Raw genomic sequence first — 22,573 nt, forward strand, 5'->3', positions numbered from 1 at the left:
CCTTACCCTTTCACGCCACTGAAGGGGCAAGGAATACCGCCCCGCCGATTGCTGGAATACTCGTATACATCCTTGCGGATTCTCAGGATCGGATCACCCGATGGTTCTATCCCTGGAGTAAGATGCCAGGGATTGAAACTTAGCTTCTCGGAATGCGCCTCCTGATCCTCTGGCACATGGTTCAGGGTCAGTGTCCCCATCATGACCCGCTTACGGTGCGGCGGCCACTGCTGGGTGGAGTCGTTAAAATCGTCACCTTCTTCGCCGATGTGCATGACGAGGGAAAACCGCTCGGTCCGATCACCCGCCAGGCGGTCTATCAGGTCTTGTTTCAGGTAATCGTCCTCTGGCGGTTTCAGCGGGTCGGTGTTCAAGACACCAGCAATTGGCGACCACGAAAACCGAACCCAGCGCGTCTCTTCTTCCTTACCGGTCACCACGAAGGTGTGCACCGCATGATACATGGCGCGTACGTAGCTTGTCGGGGCACCGATCGAAGAGGCATCGATGACCGCAGGCTGTGCCCAGACATTTTCATTCGCAAAGGCAATCGCTTTCTCGTTCGGCCGTTCTGTCTGACCCGGATAGGGATCCGGCATCGGTAATTCCAATCGCAGGTAGTCCTTGATCTTTTGCCAAGGCGTTTCGCGCCGACAGCGAACGGGCCGCGCAGCAAGAGCGAAATCGAGGAACTTCTTGGGCGTCGGTGCGAAAAACACTGGAAGTGTCATGGCAACCAGGTCGGTGGATTTGCCGTCGGTGAGATGAAATCGGACTGCCATTCCTCGCACGTCCGACCAACCGTCATGCTCGGCCACAACACCCATCCCGTTTGAAAACCGGACATCGACAGGAATGCCCTCTGGTTGGGAAGGGGGATGGAAATGCTCTGCGATACAGAAATCGCGGGCTACCGGCGACGGGATGAAATGCCCGGTTGCGCCAATGCCGACTGTGTGGACAGGCCGTCTTTTGGTACTGCCGCCACGAATATCAAGCGCCTCGACAATGTCTTTGACAAGCTTCGGGTCAGCCATCGGTTTCCTCCGCTTGAGGGAAAGGAATAAACAAAATCTGTGGTGTGTTCACTAACCTATACGAAAAAGCCGAAGTTCGAGACTCTTTTTCTCGGGGCTGGAGATGAACCCGAATGCGCACTTTCATCTGGTCTCGAAACCCGTTTCAGGCGCATGGGGAAGGCAGCAGATCGTTTGCTATCTCGACCTGCCGGGCCACCCGCGTGGGGCTCGCACGCTACGCGATGTGCTACTTGCGCGGCACTCATGATCGGGGCCTGCCGCGGCTCCCAAGGTTCAACTGGCGATACGTGCCCCTTCGGTGCTGAACAGCAGTGTCCGCGCCGTGTCATAGTCGATCCTGACCTCGGCGCCGGGGTCGATCTCGTATTGACCAAAGACACGCACGGTGAACCGGCTGTCCCGGCCCAGGTCGATCATCACGTTGGTGTCACCACCCAGCTTCTCGACATGCATCACCTGGCCCGACAGCGGGCCGGTGTCGCCGATGCGGGCATGTTCGGGTCTGATGCCCAGCGTGGCGCCCACCGGCCCGCCCACCCGGTCGGCGTCCACGAAATTCATGGCAGGCGACCCGATGAACTCGGCGACAAAGCGGTTGGCGGGGTTGTTGTAAAGCTCAAGCGGGCTGCCCACCTGTTCGACCCGGCCGTCGCGCAGCACCACGATCTTGTCGGCCAGCGTCATCGCCTCGGTCTGGTCATGGGTGACATAGATCATCGAGGCGGTCAGTTGCCGGTGCAGGTTGGCGATCTCGATCCGGGTGTTCATGCGCAGGGCGGCGTCGAGGTTCGACAGCGGTTCGTCGAACAGGAACAGCTTGGGCTTGCGCACGATGGCGCGGCCGATGGCGACGCGCTGGCGCTGGCCGCCCGACAGTTCGGACGGGCGCCGCGTCAGATAGGCCTCGAGCGACAGCATCCGCGCCGCCTCGGCAATCCTGCGCTCGATCTCGTCCCTGGGATGGCCCGCCTGTTTCAGACCCAGCGCCATGTTGCCGTGCACGGTCAGATGCGGGTAGAGCGCATAGGACTGGAATACCATGGCGATGCCGCGTTTGGCCGGGGGCACCGTGTTGACCACCTGGCCACCGATGTCGATGCTGCCCGAGGTCGCCTCTTCCAGCCCTGCGATGACCCGCAGCAGGGTGGACTTGCCGCAGCCCGAGGGGCCGACAAAGACGACGAATTCGCTGTCCTCGACGGTGAGGTCGATATTCTTGAGGACATCGACCGGGCCGAAGGATTTGCACACGTTGCTCAGGGTCAGGGCGGTCATGTCAGTCCTCTCTCAAATCCACGGGGGCGCCGGTGCGAATGCTGTGATCGGCGGCCAGGCAGATGCGCAGCGATTGCACCGCATCGCTCATATGTCGGGTCAGGTCGATATCCTCGGCGATGGCGCGCAGCATATAGGCCTGTTCGGTATCGCAGAGCTGCTGGTGGCCGGGTTCGCCCGCCAGCTCGATCAGGGTGTCGTTGCCCGGGCGGTGCACCAGCAACCCGCCCACGCGGGTATGGCCATCGACATCGTCCGAGGCGCCCTTGTTGCCGTCGGTGATCGACACCGCGCCATTGGGGCTGATGATATCCTTTACGAAAAAGGCGGTTTCCGACATCATCGGGCCCCAGCCTGCCTCGTACCAGCCGACCGAGCCATCGGCGAACACCACTTGGAACTGGCCGTAATTGTACATGTCGGGCGCGATCTCGTCGCTGAGGCGCAGGCCGATGCCGTTGACCCGCACAGGGGGCGCATCGGTGATCTGGCACATCACATCGACATAATGCACACCGCAATCGACGATCGGGCTGGTGGTCTGCATCAGCGCCTTGTGGGTCTCCCATGTGGGGCCGTCCGATTGCTGGTTCAGGTTCAGGCGAAACACATAAGGCCCGCCCAGCGCGCGCGCCTCGGCGATCAGCCGCTGCCAGCTGGGATGGTGACGCAGGATATAGCCCACCACCAGCTTGCGCCCGGTTCTGGTCGCGCAGTCCACCACGCGGCGGGCATCGGCCACGGTGGTGGCCAGCGGCTTTTCGACAAAGACATGCGCGCCCGCCGCCATCGCCGCGCAGGCGAAATCGGCATGGCTGTCGGAATAGGTGGCGATCACCACCAGATCGGGCCGTGTCTGCTCCAGCGCCGCATGGAAATCGGTAAACACCGGATAGGCCTGCAAATCGGGATGGTCGGTCACGCCCGAGCGGTTCACGAGGCCCACGATCTGCGCCTGAGGGTGGTGGTGATGGGCCAGCGCGTGGCTGAGACCCATATTGCCAAGACCGGCGACCAGGACACGGGTCATTTGACGGCTCCACTTGTGATGCCGCGGATCAACTGCCGCGAGAAGATGACATAAAGGACCATGACCGGCAGGATCGCCATGCTGAGCGCCGACAGGACCGCGTTCCAGTCGGTGACGAACTGACCGATGAAGACCTGGCTGCCCAGCGTCAGGGTCTTGGTTTCCTCGGCCGGGGCCAGGATCAGCGGGAACCACAGGTCGTTCCAGATCGGGATCATGTTGAACACCGCCACCGTCGCCATGGCGGGGCGCACCAGCGGCAGCACGAGGCGAAAGAAGATGGTGTATTCGCTCAGCCCGTCGATCCGGCCCGCATTCTTCAGATCATCGCTGACCTGGCGCATGAACTCGCTGAGGATGAACACGGCCAGCGGCAGCCCCTGCGCGGTATAGACCAGGATCAGCGCCCAGAGCGTATTGACCAGCCCGCTGGCCACCATCAACTCCAGAATGGCGACGGTACCGATGCGGATTGGGATCATGATCCCCAGCGCCAGATAGAGGCCCATCAGCGTATTGCCCCGGAACCGGTATTCACTGAGCGCAAAGGCCGCCATCGCCCCGAACATGAGGACAAAGAACAGCGAGGCCACGGTCACGATCATCGAGTTCTGGAAATAAAGAAAGAAATCCCCCTGTTTCATCACCGTCTGATAGCCGATCATCGAGAAGCTGTCGGCATCGGGCAGGGCCAGTGGCTCGCGAAAGATCGCCTTGCGGGTCTTGAAGCTGTTGATCAGGATCACAAAGACCGGGAACAGCGCGATGCAGGTATAGAGGATCAGCGCCCCATGCATGGCAAGGGTATTGGCGGGGTTGCGGCGGGCCTTGTTCATCTCTTGCTCCCCTCAGAACTGATAGCGGCGGATCCGAGTCTGGATCGCAAAGAGATAGACACAGACCCCCAGCAGGATGATCGCGAACATCGCGGTGGCAATCGCCGAGCCCATATGCGGATCGCCCAGTTGCAGCTGAAAGCCGAAGAAGGTGCGATACATGAAGGTGCCCAGGATATCGGTGGCGAAATTCGGCCCCGCCAGCGCGCCCTGTGCCGCATAAATCAGGTCGAAGGCGTTGAAATTACCCACAAATGTCAGGATCGAGATGATCCCGATCGAGGGCAGGATCAGCGGCAGCTTGATCTTCCAGAAGGCGGCCATGCCGGTCAGCCCCTCGACTTCGGCGGCCTCCAGTATCTCTTCGGGGATCGACAACAGCGCGGCATAGATCAGCATCATCGGGATGCCCACGAACTGCCACACCGAGATCAGCGCCAACGTGGTCAGCGCGTATTCCTCCTTGCCCAGCCAGGGCGCGAACAGCGATTTCAGGCCGATGGCGTCCAGCATGTCGGGGGCGATGCCCCAGATCGGGCTGAGGATCAGTTTCCAGGCAAACCCCACGATGACAAAGCTGAGGATGGTCGGAATGAAGATGGCCGAGCGGTAAAAGGCGGCAAAGCGCAGGCGCGGATGGCTGAGGATCGCGGCCAGCGCGATGCCGATCGGGTTCTGCACCAGCATATGGATGAAGAAGAACCAGAAATTGTTGCCCAGCGCGTTCCAGAACGCCCCCGACCAGTTCGGATCGCCAAACAGGCGGCGGAAATTGTCGAGCCCGACAAACGCCCGCACCTGATCTGCCTCGCTGTAAAGAGCGAGCCGCAAGGTATTGAAAAGGGGGAAGATCATGATCGCGGTATAGACCAGCACAGCAGGTGCAAGAAAGACCACGACATGCCATTTGATCCGGCTCGCGCCCATGGTATGCCTCATCCGGTCGGGGCCGGCCCCGTCAGGCGGAACCGGCCGATTTCAGGTTACTTCTGCGGGTCGTACCAGCTGGCCAGACCGTCCTGCAGCCGCTTGCCGGCATCCTCGGGGCTTTCGGCGCCCTTGATCACCTGCACCGAGGCGTTCCAGGTCTCGTTTTCCAGGTTCGGCGTGCCGCGCGACAGGATCTGATAGGTCGAGCGGATGGTCGAGCCGCATTCGCCACGCCAGCTGACGAATTCCTGCGCCAGCGGGTCCTGCATCGGCACATCGAAACTCGACAGCGAGAAGAAGCCGGGCAGGGCGTTGGCATAGATATTGGCAAACTCTTCGGAGCCGACCCAGTCAAGGAAGGTTCGCGCGGCCTCGGCATTGGGCGAGGCGGCATTCATGCCGATCGCGATATCGGTATGGTCCGAGATATAGCATTTGTCGCCCGCATTCTGTACCGGCGGCTTGAAGGCGCCCATCTCGAAATCGGCCTGTGCGTTGAAGCCGGTGATCTCCCAGCTGCCGGCAGGATAGATCGCGGCCCGGCCCAGGGTGAACAGGTTCTGACTGTCGGGATAGGTCTGTGCCTCGTACCCGTCGCCCAGATAGCCGCCCCATTTGGCCAGAGCGCGATAGGGCGCGACCCAGGCCTCGTCGGTCAGCTTCTGTTCGCCGTTGATCAGCGCCAGGCGGCCTTCCTCGCCCTTCCAGTAGTTCGGGCCGATATTGTTGTACCCCATGGTGGCGGCTTCCCACTGGTCGTTGGTCCCCATCGCCATCGGGATATAGCTGCCGTCCGCCTTGATCTTCTCCAGCACGTCAAAGAACTCGGCCTCGGTCTCGGGCACGTTCAGCCCCAGCTCGGCAAAGGCGTCCTTGTTGTAGATAAAGCCATGGATGACCGAAGCCATCGGCACGCAGAAAGTGGCGGCGCCATCATCGGTCTGCCAGGCGGATTTCGCCACATCCGAGAAATTGGCCATGCCGCCGAGGTCGCTCAGGTCGGCCAGGTGGCCGTTCTGGTAAAGGCCCAGCGAGGTGTCGAAGGGGCGGCAGGTGATCAGGTCACCGGCCGAACCCGCATCGAGCTTGGCGTTCAGCACGGCATTGTATTCCGCCGGGGCCGAAGGGGTGAACTTGACCTTGATGTCGGGATGCTTGGCCTCGAAGGCGGGAATGATCTTGTCCTGCCACAGGGTCAAGTCGTCGTTGCGCCAGCTTTCGATGGTCAGGGTCGTTTCCGCCCAGGCCGCACCGCCAAGCGCGGTCGATGCCAAAAGAATGGCGCTCAATACTCTGGTTTTCATGTATTTTCTCTCCCTTGGTTTGTGCTTTTTTCGAGTTCCGCCAATGCCGGGCGCAAATGGCCTCCGGTCCGGTTCAGCAATGCGCTTGCCTGTTCTCGTGTAACGGCACCGGCGGCGATCAATACCGCTTCCTTGACGTGACCGCCGGCCAGGTCGAGCGCCTGCCGGGGCGCGGCGCCGGGAACGATCCGTTCAACGATGCCCAATGCGCGCTGGCGCAATTTGTCATTGTCGGCAATCAGGTTGACCATCATGCCGTCGTGCACATGGCCCAACCGCATCGCCATCAGCGTCGAGATCATGTTCAGAACCGCCTTTTGCGCCGTTGCCGCGCCCAGCCGGGTCGATCCGGCGATCACTTCGGGCGGTGTGGGCAGATGGATGGCGCAATCGGCCTGCGTCAGAAGGGGCGTGCCGGCATTGTTGGCTATCGCCACGATCCGCGCGCCGGATGCGGCTGCGATACGGGTGAAGGCGATTGGATAAGGTGTTGTTCCACTTGCGGAAAGTGCGATCACAACGTCGCCGTTTTTGACCCCGCGCGCGGCCTTTTCGGCCGCTTGCACATCGTCCTCGGTATGGCCGGGCATGGCGGCCGTCACGGGGACGCCACCGGCCATGTGGATATGGATGCGCTCGGGCGCGATGCCGAATGTGCCGGGCAACTCAACGCCGTCTGCCAACCCCATCAGCGCCGACGAACCGGCTGCTGCATAGTGGATGTCGCCGCCGGTTTGCAGGGCCTGCGCAACCAGTGCTGCTGCTGCGTCGATCTGCGGCAGACAGGTTTGGATGGCGCCGAGCGCGCTCTGCTGGCCGTGAAGTAGCAGGGCGAGAATCTCGGGGCCGGGGCGGGTGTCCAATCCCCGTGCCTCGTCTCGCAATGTCTCGGTCTGCGGCAGCATATGATTCCCCTGTGGCTGGTGTATCTAATACCTATTTAATACCTTTTGTCTACCTCCTTCCAGTTGCAGGCCGTATATCTGCCGTAATCAAGCGGAAATCATGCAAAGCATCGCACAAAGGTCTTTATTGGCATTAAAAGGTATTATAAAGGTATTGCATGCATGAGTCTGGCTTTCCATATCTGGTTGCGGTCGATGGCGGGGGAACCTCCTGCCGGTTTGCCTTGCAGGCGGGCGCCATTCGGCACGAACTGCGCCTGGGCAGCGCCAATGTGTTTTCCAATCGTACCGGGGCCTTGGCCACCTTGAGCGAGGGGTTGGCGCGGCTTGTGGTTCAGGCGGGTCTGCCGACCGATAGCCTGGTCGACATTCCAGTCTTTGCAGGACTTGCCGGCGTGATCGATAACACTGCGGCCCAAGAGGTCGCCGCCGCCCTGCCGTTGCGCCATGTCGAAGTGGCCGATGACCGCTTGCCTGCCGTGGTGGGCGCGCTGGGGGAGCGGACCGGTTGCCTGATCGGCGTCGGGACCGGCTCTTTTCTGGGGCGTCAGGATGCCGATGGCATCCGCCTGATCGGCGGCTATGGCTGGTCGCTGGGTGACGAGGCCTCGGGCTGCTGGCTGGGCATGGCGCTGTTGCGCCGCTGCCTGTGGGCGCAGGACGGTCTGGAGGCGGCCACGCCACTGGTCGCGACCCTGGGCGCCCGGATCGGAGCGGGCAGCAATGCCATCGTGCGGTTTTCGGCCGAGGCCGGGCCTGCCGATTACGCGGCGCTGGCACCCATGGTGGTCGAGGCCGCCGAGGCGGGCGATCCGCTGGGGCAGGCGCTGATGCGGGCAGGGGCCGACTATCTGTCCCGCGGCCTGCACGCGCTTGGCTGGCAGCCGGGCGAGGCGATCTGCGCTCTTGGCGGCCTGGCCGGGCGCTATACACCATTCCTGCCTGCGGACATGTCCGCTGCGTTCACCCCCGCGCGGGGAACGGCGCTGGATGGCGGGCTGGAACTGGCCCGCCGGCTGGCGGAACGCAGCGCGAGGGGAGCGGCATGAACAGCGATACCGTGGAAACCATCGAGACCTATCTGCGCCCCGGTGCGTGGGTCGAGGACGCGGCGGGGCCGCTCTATGTGCGGCTGCGCAAGCGGATCGAGCAGAGCATCGACAGCGGTTTGCTGGCGAAGAGCGCGCCCTTGCCGGGCGAGCGCGAGATTGCCAGCCTGACCGGCCTGTCGCGTGTTACCGTGCGCCGGGCGATGCAAGAGCTGGTCGATCGCGGCATCATCGTTCAGCGCCAGGGTTCGGGCAGTTTCGTGGCCGATGCCGCGCCCCGGGTCGAGCAATCGCTTTCGCATCTGACCTCGTTCACCGAGGATATGGAGCGGCGTGGCCTCAACGTCACCAGCGAATGGCTGACGCGCGGCGTGTTCATCCCCTCGCCCGAAGAGGTGATGGCGCTGGCGCTCAGCTCGGGCGAGCAGGTGGCGCGGGTGGCACGCCTGCGCCGCGCCGAGGGGCGCCCCATGGCGATCGAACGCGCCTCGCTGCCCACCGATATCCTGCCTGACCCGCAACTGGTGACCTCGTCGCTTTATGCGGTGCTTGAACGCGACGGCAACCGCCCGGTGCGGGCGCTACAACGGATCTCGGCGGTCAATCTGGGAGCAGAGGACGCAGCGCTGCTGGGGGTGGAACCCGGTACGGCGGGGCTTCGCATCATTCGCACCTCGTACCTGCCGAACCGGCGGGTCATCGAGTACACCCGCTCTCTTTACCGCGCGGACGCCTACGATTTCGTGGCCGAACTGCGCCTTGGCAACAGCTAGGACTGATCATGACCCAGCATATCACGCGCATGCGGCGCGAGATCGACGAAATCCCCGAGGCGGTGCAGCGTCTGCTGGACCACGGGGCGCAGGATGTGGCCCGGGTGGCCGCCGTGCTGCGTCTGCGCGATCCCCTGTTTATCGCGACGGTGGCGCGCGGCTCGTCCGATCATGTCTGCACCTATCTGAAATATGCCGCCGAACTGCTGCTGGGTCTGCCGGTCGCCTCGATCGGCCCGTCGGTGGCGTCTGTCTACGATGCGCGGCTCAGGCTTGAGCGGGCGCTTTGCCTGTCGGTGTCGCAATCGGGCAAGAGTCCCGATATCGTCGCCATGGCCCGCAATGCAGGGCGCGATGGGGCGCTGAGCGTGGCGCTGACCAACGATGCCGCTTCGCCCCTGGCCGGGGTCAGCGATCATACGATCGACATCCATGCCGGGCCCGAACTGAGCGTGGCGGCGACCAAGACCTTTGTCACCTCGGCGGTGGCCGGGCTGATGCTACTGGCCGACTGGGCCGAGGATGAGGGGCTGCGCGCCGCACTTGGCAACCTGCCTGAAACGCTGGCGGCGGCCAGCCGCATCGACTGGCCAGAGATGCGCGCCGCCATCGGGGCGCGGCCCTCGCTCTTTACCCTGGGTCGGGGCACCGCGCTGGCGGTCTCGAACGAGGCCGCGCTGAAGTTCAAGGAAACCTGCCAATTGCATGCCGAGAGCTATTCCTCGGCCGAGGTGCTGCACGGACCTGTCTCGATCGTCGAGGAGGGGTTCCCGGTGCTGGGCTTTGCCGCGGAGGATGCCGCCGAGGCGCCGCTGGCCGAGATCGCCGACCAGATCGCGGCCAAGGGCGCCACCGTGTTTGCCACCACCGGGCGGGTCAGCCGCGCCCATGCGCTGGACCATGTGCGCAGCGGCCATCCGCTGACCGATCCGCTGAGCCTGATCGTATCCTTCTATGCCATGGTCGAGGCCTTTGCCGCCGAGCGTGGCATCGACCCGGACGCGCCGCGCCATCTCAACAAGGTGACGGAGACGGTATGACCCTTGCCCTGTCCGGAGCCCGAATCCTGACGCCCGAAGGCGTTGTCGAGGGGCAAGCGCTGCTGGTCGAGGCGGGCCGGATTCTGCGGGTCGCATCCGAAGGAGAGACCCCCGCCGGGGCACGGCATCTGCGACTCGAAGGGGGGTGGCTGGTCCCCGGTTTCGTCGATCTACAGGTCAATGGCGGCGGGGGCGTGATGTTGAACAACGCGCCCTCTGTCGACACTTTGCGCCGGATGTCCGAGGCGCATGGCCGGATCGGGGCGACCACCATCCTGCCGACGCTGATCACCGATGCTCCGGGCGTGGTGACCGCCGCCATCGCGGCGGTCGAGGCGGCAGTGGCCGGTGGCGTGCCGGGGATCGCGGGCCTGCATCTGGAGGGGCCGCACCTGGCCCTCTCGCGCAAGGGCGCCCATGACCCGGCGCTGATCCGTGTGATGGAGGAGGAAGATCTGGCGCTGCTGCTGGAGGCGGCGCGGCGGCTGCCTCTGCTCAAGGTCACGCTGGCGACCGAGAGCGTGACGCCGGAGCAGATCCGCGCGTTGACCGCGGCCGGGGTACTGGTGTCGATGGGTCATACCGATGCGCGTTTCGAGGACTGCCGCGCAGCGGCAGATGCAGGGGCGGCCTGTGTCACCCATCTGTTCAATGCACAAAGCCAGATGGGCAATCGTGAGCCGGGCGTGGTGGGCGCGGCACTGGCGCTGGGGGCGCTGTCGGCGGGGATTATCGCCGATGGCATCCACGTGCATCCCGCCTCGCTGGGCAATGCGATCCGGGCCAAGGCCGGTCCGGGACGGGTGTTTCTGGTCAGTGATTCCATGGCGACGGCGGGATCCGATATCGATGCGTTCACCCTCAACGGGCGCGAGATCCGGCGCAGCGGCGACCGGCTGACACTTGCCGATGGAACCCTTGCCGGGGCGCATCTTGAGCTGGCGCAGGCGATACGCAACGTAATGGCCATGGCAGGGCTGGATGTGGCCGCGGCGGTCGGCATGGCCACGCGCTCGCCTGCCGATCTGATCGGGCGCGCGGACCTGGGGCGGCTTGCGCCCGGCGCGCGGGCTGATCTGGTGCATCTGGACGATCAATTGGCGCTGCGCCGGGTGTGGCGGGACGGTCTGGAGATCGGCTGAGACAAGTCGTGGAACAGGGCGCTCCCGCCCGTCGTTGGGGTTTTCTGACGAAAACCCCGCCTCCCGTTGGGCCGGGCGCCGTGCTGCGCACGGCGCGGGGGCTCTGCTCCCGAGAGACAAAATTCGACGAATTTTGTCTCCTCCCCCGGAGTATTTCGGGCGAAATGAAATACGTGTCAGGCCGGATGCAGTGAGACCGGCAGGCCGTTGAACGCGGCATTGCCGCTGAGCGGGTCGGTGCGGCGGTCGTCGGTCAGGTCGTTGATCGAAACGGTCCGGTTTTGCGTTGCTGCCGAAAGGTGGCCTCCTTGCTGGCCCCAGCCCTGGGGGATGGAGACGACGCCCGGCGCCATGGCTTCGGTCACTTCGACAGGCAGGGTGACCGTGCCGGCCGCGCTGGTGACGCGGGCCTGCGCGCCGTCGGCAAGGCCGAGGCGGGTGGCATCAGCCGGGTTCACCTCGACCGTGCAGCGGTTGCGGCCCTTGACCAGGCGCGGGCTGTTCTGGGTCCAGCTGTTGTGGCTGCGTGCCTGTCTCCGTCCGATCAAGAAAAGGGGACGCGCGGGATCGGGGGTGTCGCTGCTGGCCAGCAGGCGCGGCAGGTCGTCCAGAAAGGCTTGGGGCGCCAGGTCGAGACGTCCCTCCGGGGTCTCCAGCCGGTCGGTCAGGTTCGGCTTCAACGGACCCAGATCGCGCGGGCGGCCTGTCTGTTGCAGCGTTTCGAGCGAGACACTGTCGCCATGGAACCCCTGCGCCAGCAGCACCGCGAGCACCTGATCGGGCGCCGGGCCGATCTGGTTGGCGCCGGTCAGCTTTGCGGTCAGTCGGGCAATGACCTCCCATTCGGGCGGATTGCCTTGCGGCGGTGCAAAGATCGGGGTCGCATAGCCCACCGTGTTGCGCACCGAAAACGTGTGGAACACCATGTCATAGACCGTCTCTTCGAGCGCCACGGTACCGGGCAGGATCAGGTCGGCGTGCCGGGTGGTGTCGTTTACATGAATGTCGAGCGACATCATGAAATCAAGCTCCTGAAGCGCGCGTTCGATGCGCCGCCCGTTCGGCGCGGTCAGCACCGGATTGCCCGCCACGGTCACCAGCGCGCGGATCTGGCCGGGGCCGGGTGTCTCGATCTCTTCGGCCAGCACCGAGACCGGAAATTCGCCATTGTAGAGCGGCTGGCCCGACACCCGCGAGCGCCGTTCGGGATAGCGGCGCGCCTTGCCCTTGCGCGAGGTCATGCCGACATAGTCCACCGCCGGGGTGGTGAACATGGCGCCGCCTTCGCGGTCGAAATTGCCGGTCACGATGTTGAGCGCGTTGGTGGCCCATTGGCAGAGCGTGCCAAAGCTTTGCGTCGAGGCGCCCATGCGGGCGTAACAGGCGGCGCGGGGGGCGGCGGCGAAATCGCGGGCCAACTGGCGGATGGTGTCAGCGCCGATCCCGGTGGCCTGGGCGGCGCGCTCGGGGGTGAAACGGGCGACAGTGGCGCTCAGCCGGTCCAGTCCATCCGTCAGTGGTTCCAGGTGGCGCAGGCGGGCAGGGCCGTCCGACAGGATCACATGCAGCATCGCCATCAGCAGCCAGGCGTCGCTTTCGGGGCGGATGAAGTGATGCTCCCCCGCGCGCTCGGCGGTCTCGGTCCGGCGCGGGTCGATTACGACGACCCGGCCACCGCGCGCCTTGATCGCGTCGATGCGGCGGCCATAGCCCGGTGCTGTCATCATCGAACCGTTCGAAACCACCGGGTTGCCACCGATGATCAACAGGAAATCGGTGCGGTCGATATCGGGGATCGGCATCAGCATCGGGTGGCCCAGCATGTGGATCGAAGCGACGTGATGGGGGATTTGATCGGCGGTGGCCGAGCTGTAGCGGTTGGTCGTGCCGATCGCCTTGACCAGTGCCGGCAGGTTCAGAAGGTTGCCGAATTTATGCGCGTTGGGATTGCCGAGATAAACGCCCACCGCGTCCCGGTCATGGGCGGCCTGCACGGCGCGGATACGCTCGGCGGCATGGTCAAACGCCGCCTCCCAGCTGATTTCCTCGAAATCGCTGTCGCGTTTCAGCAAGGGTTTGGTCACCCGGTCGGGATCGGTGCGGAAATCCTGCAAGGCGACCGCCTTGGGGCAGATATGGCCGTGCGACAGCGGATCCTCGGGATCGGGACGGATCGACAGAACGTCGTTGTCGTCATGTGTGATGATCAGGCCGCACATGGCCTCGCATATGTTGCAGCTGCGATGCTGGATACGCGGCTGGGTATGAGGGGCGGACATGCGGCGCTTCCTTGCTGGGGGCTGGACGGAAAACGGGCGCCCGAAACCTTCGGACGCCCGCGATTTTCAGGTCTTATTCCTCGTGGACCTTGGCCCAGCCGCCATTCTCGACCTTGAGAACATAGACCGAGTCCGCGCCCTGGTGATCGTCGGGGCCATAGTTGATATGGTTGCCGACCAGATCGTCCTGATAATCGAGCGTTTCCATCGCGGCGATGAAGCTTTCATGGGTCAGATCGGGGCCAGCGGCCTCGAGCGCCATGACCATCTGCTGGGCCGCGGCATAGCCGAGCATGGCAAAGCCTTGCGGGTCTTCACCGGTTGCGGCCTTGTATTCCTCGATGAAGGCTTTCGGGGCGGGCTCGTCTGCGCGCGCCCACAGGTCCTGCCAGCTGGCTGCGGCATAGAAACCCTCGGTCACGCCGCCCGGAACCTGTGCCACCACGGTCAGGAAGCTGGCCGAAGTCCCCATGAATTGCATGTCGGACAGGCCCATCTTCTTGGCGGTGCCGACGATGGTGATCGCCTGACGTACGCCCAAAGCGATCGTCACGATCTCGCAGCCCGATTCCTTGAGTTTGCTGAGCGAGCCCACGAAATCGGTCTCATCCGGCTTGTGGGTGGTCTCGGCGGCAAAGGTCAGACCCGCTTCCTCGACCCCGGCCTTGGTGCCTTCAAGGATCTCCTTACCAAAATCGGTGGGCAGATACATGGTGCAGACATTCTTGGCCCCATGTGCGCTGGCCAGATACTTCACGCCCACCCGGCTCTGGTCGAAATAGCTCGAGAACGAGGTGAACTTGTTGCCCATCGGTTCCTGGATCATCTGACGCGCTGCCGACAGCGGGGCGATGTTCGGAATGCCCATCGGATCGATCAGCTTGAACCCGGCTAGGTTCATCGGCGTGCCCAGGTTTTGCATCATCGCAAAGACCTTGTCGCGGTTCAGCAGCTTGTTGAAGCCCTGCATCGCGCGCGGCATCTGATAGCCGTGGTCCTCGACCACATAGCGGATCTGGCGCCCATGCACGCCGCCGGCGGCGTTGATCTTGTCGAAATAGACATTGGCGCCCTTGGTGGCGGGTACGCCCACGGCGGCGAAGATGCCGCTCAGGTCGTTGACCGCGCCGATGACGATTTCGTCATCGGTCACACCCTGGGTTTCGGCGCTGGCCAGCCCCGCCGCCGCAGTCAGCGCGGTGGCCGCCAGCAGACCCTTGATCATGTTCTTCATCATATTCCTCCCTTTGGATGGCCCTGTTGTTATTTGTACATATCTTCGATGAGATGTGCGTGTTTCTTTTCGACAAAACTGCGTTTCAGTTTCATCGTCGCGGTCAGCTCGTCGTCTTCGGCGGTCAGCAGCACGTCGATCAGGCGGAAATCCTTGATCTGCTCGACCCGCGCGAATTCCTTGTTCACCTGTGCGACCTCGGCCGCGATAAGCTCGCGCACCTCCTTGGCGGCGCAGAGCGAGGCGAAGTTCGAAAACGGCACCTTGCGATCCTGCGCGAATTTCTCGACGTTTTCCTGGTCGATCATGATCAGGCAGGTCAGGAACTTGCGCTTGTCGCCGACGATCACCGCGTCCGAGATGTAATGGCTGAATTTCAGCCGGCTTTCGATCTCGGCGGGGGTGATGTTCTTGCCCCCGGCGGTGATGATGATGTCCTTGAGCCGCCCGGTGATGGTGACATAGCCATCACCGTCCATCCGCCCGATATCGCCGGTGCGCAGCCAGCCGTCGTCGGTAAAGCTTTCGGCGGTCTTTTCGTTGTTGCGCCAGTAGCCCTTGAAGATGTTGAGCCCCTTGACCTGGATCTCGCCGCCCTCGGCGATGCGCACCTCGATGCCGGGAACCACCTTGCCGATCGTGCCGATCCGGTTTTCCTCGGGCGTGTTGATGGTGGCGATCCCGGCGGTTTCGGTCATGCCGTAGCCTTCGACCAGCGGCACGCCGATGGCCCAGTACCATTTCAGCAGCTCGGGCGAGATCGGCGCCGCCCCGGTGCCGCCCCGTCGCATCTTGTCCATGCCCAGCATGCGGCGCAGGTTGCGCAGTACCAGCCGGTCCCAGAGCCAGAAATTTGCGGCCACACCGGCGGGAACCGGTTTGTTTTCAATCAGGTATTGCGCGCGTTTCATGCCCGCCCGCAGCGCCATGCCAAAGGCCGCGCGCCCGCTGGGCGTGGCCTCTTGCGCCAGGATCAGCACCTGGGAATAGATCTTCTCCCACACCCGCGGTACCGCGGTGAAGGTCGCGGGCGAGACCTCTTGCAGGTTGGCAAACACCGTCTCGGGGCTTTCGGCGAAATTCACCGTGCATTTGGAGGCGAGCGGGAAATAGATCGACACATCGCGTTCCAGGATATGGCAGAGCGGCAGAAAACACAGCTGCTCGTCAGTCTCCTCGGTCGGCAACCTGTGGGCGCCCGCCTCGATTCCGGCCATGATGTTCTCGTGCGTCAGCATCGCGCCCTTGGGCATGCCGGTGGTGCCCGAGGTATAGATCAGCAGCGCCACATCCTCGGGCCGGGTCAGGGCGATCTCGGCCTCGAACGCGCCCGGCTCTTCCTTTTCCGCCTCTCGGCCGATCTCGTAGAGCTTGTCGATCATCAGACAGCGGGGATGGTTCAGGTCATGCAGGCCCTCATCTTCGAGGATGATGACGTTGAGCAGGCCGGGAACCTCGCCCTCGATCTGCAGATACTTGTCCAACTGTTCCTCGTTCTCGGCAATCAGGAACCGGCTGTCGCTGTCGTTGATCAGGTATTTCAGCTGGCTGGCCGAGTCGGTCGTATAGACACCCGAGGCGATGCCGCCGACGGCCTGAATGCCCATGTCGAACCAGGCCCATTCCTTGCGGTCCTCGCTGAGGATCGAGACGACCTCGCCGCGTTTCAGCCCCAGCTTGCGCAAGGCAAGGCCGATCCATTTGGCATGCTGCCAGTAATCGGCCCAGGAATAGGATTTCCAGATGCCGAAATCCTTTTCCCGATGCGCGGTGCGGGTGCCCAACTCGGCGCAGCGTTTCTGGAACAGGGCCGAGATCGTGGTGGTACCGTCCACCAGCACCGGGCGCTGGCCCGGCGTGGCGTTGAACGTGACCCCGTTGATCACGGTCTGGGCGGGCAGGGTGCGTGTATCCATCTTGTCCACCTCTTTCGTTAGCGCCAGGTTTTCTTGCGTTTCCAGCGGCGGTTCTCCCGCGCGCCTTCCTCTTGCACACCCAGATAGAAGTTCTGGATGTCCTCGGAGGCCATCAGCGATTGCGCCGAGCCGTCCATGACGATGCGCCCGACCTCCATCACATAGCCATGATCGGCCAGCTCCAGCGCCGCGCTGGCATTCTGTTCCACCAGCATCATGGTCATGTTCTGCTCTTCGTTGAGCCGTTTGAGGATGGCAAAGATCTCTTGCACCAGCAGCGGCGACAGGCCCAGGCTGGGTTCGTCCAGCAACATGATGCGCGGGTTGGCCATCAGGCCCCGGCCAATGGCCAGCATCTGTTGTTGCCCGCCCGACAGGGTGCCCGCCTCCTGGTTGCGGCGCTCCTTCAGGATCGGGAAATAGCTGAACACCAGTTCCCGGTCGCGCTCGATCTGTGCCTTGTCGGTGGCGGTATAGGCGCCCAGGCTCAGGTTCTCGTCCACGGTCAGCAGCGGAAACACCTCGCGCCCCTCGGGCACATGCACGATGCCTTTCTGGACCACCTTGTGCGGTTCCGATCCCTGGATCTCCTCGCCGTCAAAGGTGATGGTGCCCTTTTCGGGATCCATCACGCCCGAGATGGTCTTCATCAGCGTGGTTTTGCCCGCGCCGTTGGCGCCCAGGATCGAGACGATCTGGCCTGGCCGCACCTCGAGCGAGACGCCACGGATGGCCATGATCGGGCCGTAAAAGCTTTCGATATTGCGGATTTTCAGAATGGGCTCGGTCATGCGGCCTTCCCCAGATAGGCTTCGATCACGGCAGGGTCGGATTGCACCTGCGCCGGTGTGCCCAGCGCCAGTTTTGCCCCGTCAGCCATGGCCAGCACCCGGTCGCTCACGCCCGAGACCAGCCCCATGTCATGTTCCACCATCAGCACGGTAATCCCCATCTGGCGGCGGATGTCGTCGATCCACCAGCGCATGTCGTTGGTCTCCTCGACCGACAGGCCCGAGGCGGGTTCGTCCAGCAGCAACAGCTTGGGATCGGTGGCCAGCGCGCGGGCCACCTCGACCACCTTGCGCACGCCATAGGGCAGGCCGGCGATATACTTGTCGCGATAGGCCTGGAGATCGAGAAAGTCGATGATCTCCTCTACCTTCTCGCGGTTCTCCATCTCTTGCCGCCGCGCCGAGGGGGTGAACAGGATCTCCGAGAACAGGTTGGTGCGGCGATGCCGGTGGCGGCCCACCAGCAGGTTCTGCAACACGGTGGCATGCTCGAACAGTTCGATGTTCTGAAAGGTGCGCGCCACCCCATAGGCAGCCACGCCCGAGGGCTTGACCTCCAACAGGTTGTGACCATCGAACCGGATCTGGCCCGCATAAGGGTCGTAAAAGCGCGAGATCAGGTTGAACACCGTCGACTTGCCCGCCCCGTTGGGGCCGACGATGGCAAAGACCTCGCCCTCTTCGACGGAGAAGGACAGGTTGTCCACCGCCGTCAGCCCGCCGAATTTCAGAGTGACGTTTTCCAGCTCCAACAGGCTCATCTCAGGCGCTCCGTCTTCAGATAGGATTTCTGCCGCTTGAACATGTCCTTGCGGTAGAATGGGAACAGCTCGAAGAAGGTGCGGATCTTGAGCCAGCGGCCATAGATGCCCATCGGTTCGAGCAGGATGAAGGCGATCAGGATCATGCCGAAGATCCCGAATTCCAGCCCCGGAATGGCCACGGTGCTGCCGCCAAAGACGGCGCCCACGTATTCCTTGGCGATCGACAGGAACTGCGGCAGGAACCCGATCACGATGGCGCCGAAAAAGGCGCCGTGGATCGACCCCAGCCCGCCGATCACGATCATCATCAACAGCTCGATCGAGATCACGACGCTGAAGGTCTCGTTGTTGAAGGCGCCGGCGAACAGGCCCATGAAGGCGCCCGCCCAGCCGGTGACCATGCACGAGAGGCCAAACGAGATGGTCTTGGTCCGCGCGATATCGACACCCATCGCCTGGGCCGACACTTCGCTGTCACGCACCGCGATGAAGCTGCGCCCCAGCGGCGAGCGGAGCAGGTTGATATAGCCCAGCGTCACGATCACGGTGACTGCCAGCACCAGCCAATAGAACAGCATCGGCGTGCCCCAGCGGTCGATGGTCAGGCCAAAGAGGTCGATCCCGGCGATGTATTTGCCGCCGACGCCGCCGGTCCAGGGTTCGGTCAGCACGATGATGTCGTCGACAAGGATCGACAGGGCCAGCGTGAAAATGGCCAGATAGATACCGTGCAGCCGCAAGGCAGGGATCGCCACCGTGGCGCCGATCAGCCCGGTGATCACCCCGGCCAGCGGAAAGGCGATCAGGAAGGGTACGCCCGCCTCGAGCAGGATGACATTGGCATAACAGCCAAAGGCCAGAAAGGCCGCGTGACCAAGACTGGCCTGACCGGTATGGCCGGTCAGCACCATCAGCCCCATGCCCGCGATGGCCCAGATCAGCACGTTGGTCAGCTCGCCCAGATAGAACGTGTCCAGCAGCCAGGGTGCGGCGATCACGATGGCCAGCAGGATCATGTAGAGGCTCAGCTGGTATCCGTCCTTCCAGGGGCGGATATCCTGCATGTAGTCGGTTTTGAAAACGATGCGCATGATCTCAGACCTTCTTCACGCGGACCTGGCTGAACAGGCCGTGGGGACGGAAGACCAGCACCGCCACAAGCAGCGCATAAGGCGCGATCTGGCTGTAACCGGCGGCGATATAGCGGCTGGCAAAGGGTTCGATGACACCGACGATCAAGCCGCCCGCAAGCGCGCCGGGCAGGCTGCCGAACCCGCCGATCACGGCAGCGGCAAAGGCCTTGATGCCCAACAGGCCGGTCGAGGGATCGACCGAGCCCTTGGCGGCAAAGAGGATGCCCGCCACCGCGGCCACCGCACCGGCCAGCGCCCAGATAAAGCCCTGCACCCGCTTGACCGGGATGCCCATGTAATAGGCGGCCAGCTGGTTCTGCGACGCGCCCTGCATCGCCAGGCCCAGCTTGGTACGGCTGAAGAACAGGTAGAGCGACCCGGTCAGCGCCAGGGTGACGATGATCACCGCCACATCCTCCAGCCCCAGGACCAGCCCGCCAAATGACAGCTCCTTGCCCGCCAGCGGGTTTTGCAGCGTCTGCGGCTCGTGGCCCCAGATCAGACCGGCGACGAAACGGATGACGAAACCCAGCGCGATGGTCAGGATCACCACCGCCGTCTGGCTTTCGCCGAACATCCGCCGGATCACCAACCGGTCGAGCAGATAGCCCAGCCCCGCCATGATCCCCAGCGAGATCGGCACCGCCATCCAGAACGGCAGGCCCATATACTCTGCATTGGTCAGCCCGATGGTGACAAAGGCGCCCAGCATCATGAAATCGCCCTGCGCGAAATTCACCGCCTCGGTCGCCTTGTAGATCAGAACGAAGCCAAGCGCGATCAGGCCGTAGACGCAGCCATTCGCCAGCCCGCTGATCAGCAGCTGTACGTTGTCCAAATTTTCCTCCCTGCGCCGGTTTTCCGGCGTCCTTTCCTGTGCCCCGGACCGAGTATCGGACCGGGGCTTGGCTCTCACTATGGCGTGATCATCACCTTTCCGTCAGTCTTTTTCAGAGCGTTGGCCAATCCTGACACAACGTCACGAAGCGGAAGGTGTCCCGACACATCGGTTTTCCAACGCCCGTCGGCAAAACGCGCCTGCACCTCGGCCACCACGCGCGCCTGATCGGCGGGCGGGGTGGTCATCATCCACTGGGTGAGCCAGAAGCCCTCGATTCGCTTGTTCATGAAGATCAGCTGACCCATCTGGGTCAGTACCGGCAATTCGGCATCGAGCTTGCCATAAGACACCCAGCGCGCGCCGTTCGGCATGGCGGTAAAGATGCGTTCCGAGGTCTGGTCCGACACCGCGTCCAGGAACACGCGCGGTTTCAGTGCCCGGCTGATGGCGGTGAATTTCTGAACCAGTTCGGGATCGGACGTCACCAGAACCTCGACCGCGCCCAATGCCTTGAGCGGCTCCACCGCCTCGGCCCGGCGCACCAGCGCGATGGGTTTCAGACCCAGATCGCGCCCCAGCGACACCATCAGCTTGCCCAGCTGGCTGGTGGCCGCCGAGACCACGAACGCCTCGCCCTCGGAGCGCGCGATATCGACCATGGCCATCGCCGTCAGCGGGTTGACGATCTGCGCCGATCCGTCCTCGTCACTGATATCGGGGCGCAGTGGAATACACATCTGCGCCTTGGTCAGCACATATTCGGCCCAGGCACCCGAACTGGCGGCGACAAAGGCGACGCGCTGGCCCACCAGACCCTCGGCGCCCTTGCCCGCCGCGACCACGTCGCCGCAACCTTCAAAGCCCGCCGGCGCGCCCTTGACGCGCGGCTGGCCGTATTCGCCCTTGATGAAATGCAGGTCCGAGGGATTGACCGAGGCCATGCGCAGCCGGATCAGCGCCTCGCCGGGGCCGGGTTGGGGCACCGCGATCTCGCCCGACTCCAGCCAGTCGGCGGCGTCCGCGATGGCCGGGCCGGTGGCCTTGCCGGAATACCCGTCGCCGGTCTGCAAAACGGCGAACATGGTGGTGGGGATATCTGTCATTGTCGTCCTCGATCGGGGTCAGGAGGGATAGGCCCGCAGGCCTTGCATGGCGAAGCGCACGATCTCTTCGACGATGGCTTCGTATTTCTGTGGCGTATCGCCGGGGCGGGGGCGGAACCAGGCGACCGGCCCGTTCAGCGCGCTCATGAAGGTCTGTACGGTGATCGCCGGGTCGGGGCCGGCGCGCAGGCTTCCCTCGGCCAGCCCCTTGGCCAGCAATTCGCGAAACCGCGCCTCATAGGCATCGCGGCGCGCGATATGCTGGGACAGCGATTCCTTCTGGAACTCGGTCGTGGTGGTATAGCGGCGCATCAGCAGCCCGTCCTTGAGCACCAGCATGAAGGAATGGTGAAACAGCATCGCGCGCACATGGCCGCGTGCCATCGCCTCGAGCCGGTCGAGCACCGGCAGATCGGCCTGATAGCCGGGGTCGGTGGCCTGGAACACGATATCCATGCCCCGGTCGCGCACCGCGTTGAACAGGTCCATCTTGGACGGGAAATAGTGATAGACCCGCCCCTTGGTCGCGCCCAGGTGCCGCGCCACCGTATCGATCGAGGTGGCGTCGAAACCACGGCTCTGGAAACATTCGGCGGCGGCGTCAAGCAACTCCTCGTAGCGCTCGCTGCGGCTGGGGCTGTTGGTGGTGGTATCGCTCACGGGGCTTTGGCCTTTGGCTGTCTGCGGCGGGAAACATACTCTTGGGTATGAAGGATACATACGCGCGGGTATGGATCAATCCGACACTTGCATGACGTGGCGGCAAAGGAACGAATGCGGGGCAGGGCGCAGGCAGGTTGCCCTGCAAGTTTTTTTTCAACGTCATCGTGGTTATTACGGGAGAGAACGCATGAAAAAAGGGGCGCGGTTCTATTTCCCGCCCCGGCAACTGTGTGATCTTGGTATCCACACGGTCGTGTCGGTTCGGTTTAAGATTTGGGGAGCGTGGCGAGACGCGCGGTGGATGACGCGGACCTTGCCTTTGCTCAAAACTTCCTGATCGACGCGGTTCAGCCAGCGGTCGCGGCACTGAGCGACAGAGACGATCTGGGTTTTGTGACTATCGTGAACCCCGGCCCGGCGGGCCTGTCGATTGTCGCCAACCGTGGGCTGACAGCCGCCTGAGCCGGGAGGATGGTAGAACGTGACGCAAGGGTCCCTTGCGTCACGCAAGGTTCTGGTCTGGCC

Annotated in this window: 21 protein-coding genes; 5 read left to right on the top strand and 16 right to left on the bottom strand. The window is 63.5% G+C overall.

Annotated elements, in window-relative coordinates:
* Positions 1-2: 2 nt before the first annotated feature.
* The 7 genes from MB818_RS01815 to MB818_RS01845 all read right to left on the bottom strand — a co-directional run bounded on the left by MB818_RS01815 (position 3) and on the right by MB818_RS01845 (position 7,320).
* Positions 3-1,037 carry a catalase gene (locus MB818_RS01815; RefSeq protein ID WP_234136639.1) on the bottom strand — a complete coding sequence of 345 codons (1,035 nt, stop codon included), beginning with the start codon at positions 1,035-1,037 and terminating at the stop codon, positions 3-5.
* A gap of 276 nt (positions 1,038-1,313) precedes the next feature.
* Positions 1,314-2,315, bottom strand: a complete 1,002-nt coding sequence (locus MB818_RS01820) for an ABC transporter ATP-binding protein (RefSeq protein ID WP_234136640.1) — start codon at positions 2,313-2,315, stop codon at positions 1,314-1,316.
* 1 nt (position 2,316) lies between these two features.
* Positions 2,317-3,345 (bottom strand): Gfo/Idh/MocA family protein, encoded by a 1,029-nt coding sequence (locus tag MB818_RS01825; RefSeq protein ID WP_238903695.1) that lies wholly within the window; start codon positions 3,343-3,345, stop codon positions 2,317-2,319.
* Positions 3,342-4,181 carry a carbohydrate ABC transporter permease gene (locus tag MB818_RS01830; RefSeq protein ID WP_234136642.1) on the bottom strand — a complete coding sequence of 280 codons (840 nt, stop codon included), beginning with the start codon at positions 4,179-4,181 and terminating at the stop codon, positions 3,342-3,344. The genes MB818_RS01825 and MB818_RS01830 overlap by 4 nt, the downstream gene beginning before the upstream one ends.
* 12 nt (positions 4,182-4,193) lie before the next feature.
* On the bottom strand, positions 4,194-5,108 hold the full coding sequence (locus tag MB818_RS01835; protein ID WP_234137020.1) for a carbohydrate ABC transporter permease: 915 nt from the start codon (positions 5,106-5,108) through the stop codon (positions 4,194-4,196).
* 56 nt (positions 5,109-5,164) lie between these two features.
* Entirely contained in the window at positions 5,165-6,415 is a 1,251-nt protein-coding gene (locus MB818_RS01840; RefSeq protein WP_238903697.1) for an ABC transporter substrate-binding protein, read from the bottom strand.
* On the bottom strand, positions 6,412-7,320 hold the full coding sequence (locus MB818_RS01845; protein WP_238903699.1) for an N-acetylmuramic acid 6-phosphate etherase: 909 nt from the start codon (positions 7,318-7,320) through the stop codon (positions 6,412-6,414). The genes MB818_RS01840 and MB818_RS01845 overlap by 4 nt, the downstream gene beginning before the upstream one ends.
* 158 nt (positions 7,321-7,478) lie before the next feature.
* Here MB818_RS01845 and MB818_RS01850 point away from each other — a divergent pair, with 158 nt between their 5' ends.
* Genes MB818_RS01850 through nagA form a run of 4 tightly spaced genes read left to right on the top strand, consistent with a single transcriptional unit; the run spans position 7,479 to position 11,324 of the window.
* Positions 7,479-8,369 carry a glucosamine kinase nucleotide-binding domain-containing protein gene (locus MB818_RS01850; protein WP_238903701.1) on the top strand — a complete coding sequence of 297 codons (891 nt, stop codon included), beginning with the start codon at positions 7,479-7,481 and terminating at the stop codon, positions 8,367-8,369.
* The gene (locus tag MB818_RS01855; RefSeq protein WP_238903702.1) at positions 8,366-9,142 is read left to right on the top strand and encodes a GntR family transcriptional regulator; all 777 of its coding nucleotides are present in this window, start codon (positions 8,366-8,368) and stop codon (positions 9,140-9,142) included. The genes MB818_RS01850 and MB818_RS01855 overlap by 4 nt, the downstream gene beginning before the upstream one ends.
* A gap of 8 nt (positions 9,143-9,150) precedes the next feature.
* Entirely contained in the window at positions 9,151-10,182 is a 1,032-nt protein-coding gene (locus tag MB818_RS01860) for an SIS domain-containing protein (RefSeq protein WP_234136647.1), read from the top strand.
* A complete protein-coding gene (nagA, locus tag MB818_RS01865) occupies positions 10,179-11,324 on the top strand; it encodes an N-acetylglucosamine-6-phosphate deacetylase (RefSeq protein WP_234136648.1) in 1,146 nt (381 codons plus the stop codon). The genes MB818_RS01860 and nagA overlap by 4 nt, the downstream gene beginning before the upstream one ends.
* 176 nt (positions 11,325-11,500) lie before the next feature.
* On the opposite strand, the gene MB818_RS01870 is transcribed toward nagA, so the two are convergent.
* The 9 genes from MB818_RS01870 to MB818_RS01910 form a co-directional block, all read right to left on the bottom strand.
* The gene (locus MB818_RS01870) at positions 11,501-13,603 is read right to left on the bottom strand and encodes a molybdopterin oxidoreductase family protein (protein ID WP_238903704.1); all 2,103 of its coding nucleotides are present in this window, start codon (positions 13,601-13,603) and stop codon (positions 11,501-11,503) included.
* Positions 13,604-13,676: 73 nt separating this feature from the next.
* Positions 13,677-14,837, bottom strand: a complete 1,161-nt coding sequence (locus tag MB818_RS01875; protein ID WP_234215741.1) for an ABC transporter substrate-binding protein — start codon at positions 14,835-14,837, stop codon at positions 13,677-13,679.
* Between the two features lie 29 nt (positions 14,838-14,866).
* Positions 14,867-16,753: an AMP-dependent synthetase/ligase gene (locus MB818_RS01880; protein ID WP_234136651.1), complete on the bottom strand. Its 1,887-nt coding sequence runs from the start codon at positions 16,751-16,753 to the stop codon at positions 14,867-14,869.
* 17 nt (positions 16,754-16,770) lie between these two features.
* Positions 16,771-17,544 carry an ABC transporter ATP-binding protein gene (locus tag MB818_RS01885; protein WP_234136652.1) on the bottom strand — a complete coding sequence of 258 codons (774 nt, stop codon included), beginning with the start codon at positions 17,542-17,544 and terminating at the stop codon, positions 16,771-16,773.
* Positions 17,541-18,305, bottom strand: coding sequence for an ABC transporter ATP-binding protein (locus tag MB818_RS01890; RefSeq protein WP_234136653.1), 765 nt, complete (start codon positions 18,303-18,305; stop codon positions 17,541-17,543). The genes MB818_RS01885 and MB818_RS01890 overlap by 4 nt, the downstream gene beginning before the upstream one ends.
* The gene (locus MB818_RS01895; protein ID WP_234136654.1) at positions 18,302-19,399 is read right to left on the bottom strand and encodes a branched-chain amino acid ABC transporter permease; all 1,098 of its coding nucleotides are present in this window, start codon (positions 19,397-19,399) and stop codon (positions 18,302-18,304) included. The genes MB818_RS01890 and MB818_RS01895 overlap by 4 nt, the downstream gene beginning before the upstream one ends.
* A gap of 4 nt (positions 19,400-19,403) precedes the next feature.
* Positions 19,404-20,279 carry a branched-chain amino acid ABC transporter permease gene (locus MB818_RS01900; protein WP_234136655.1) on the bottom strand — a complete coding sequence of 292 codons (876 nt, stop codon included), beginning with the start codon at positions 20,277-20,279 and terminating at the stop codon, positions 19,404-19,406.
* A gap of 77 nt (positions 20,280-20,356) precedes the next feature.
* Positions 20,357-21,385 carry a zinc-binding dehydrogenase gene (locus tag MB818_RS01905; protein WP_234175766.1) on the bottom strand — a complete coding sequence of 343 codons (1,029 nt, stop codon included), beginning with the start codon at positions 21,383-21,385 and terminating at the stop codon, positions 20,357-20,359.
* An 18-nt stretch (positions 21,386-21,403) separates the two neighbouring features.
* Positions 21,404-22,045 carry a TetR/AcrR family transcriptional regulator gene (locus MB818_RS01910; protein ID WP_234136657.1) on the bottom strand — a complete coding sequence of 214 codons (642 nt, stop codon included), beginning with the start codon at positions 22,043-22,045 and terminating at the stop codon, positions 21,404-21,406.
* Positions 22,046-22,345: 300 nt separating this feature from the next.
* On the opposite strand from MB818_RS01910, the gene MB818_RS01915 reads away from it, so the two are divergent.
* Positions 22,346-22,510, top strand: a complete 165-nt coding sequence (locus tag MB818_RS01915) for a hypothetical protein (RefSeq protein ID WP_234136658.1) — start codon at positions 22,346-22,348, stop codon at positions 22,508-22,510.
* The last annotated feature ends 63 nt before the right edge of the window (positions 22,511-22,573 follow it).

It is taken from the genome of Ruegeria alba (assembly GCF_022321465.1).
Lineage (GTDB): Bacteria > Pseudomonadota > Alphaproteobacteria > Rhodobacterales > Rhodobacteraceae > Ruegeria_B > Ruegeria_B alba.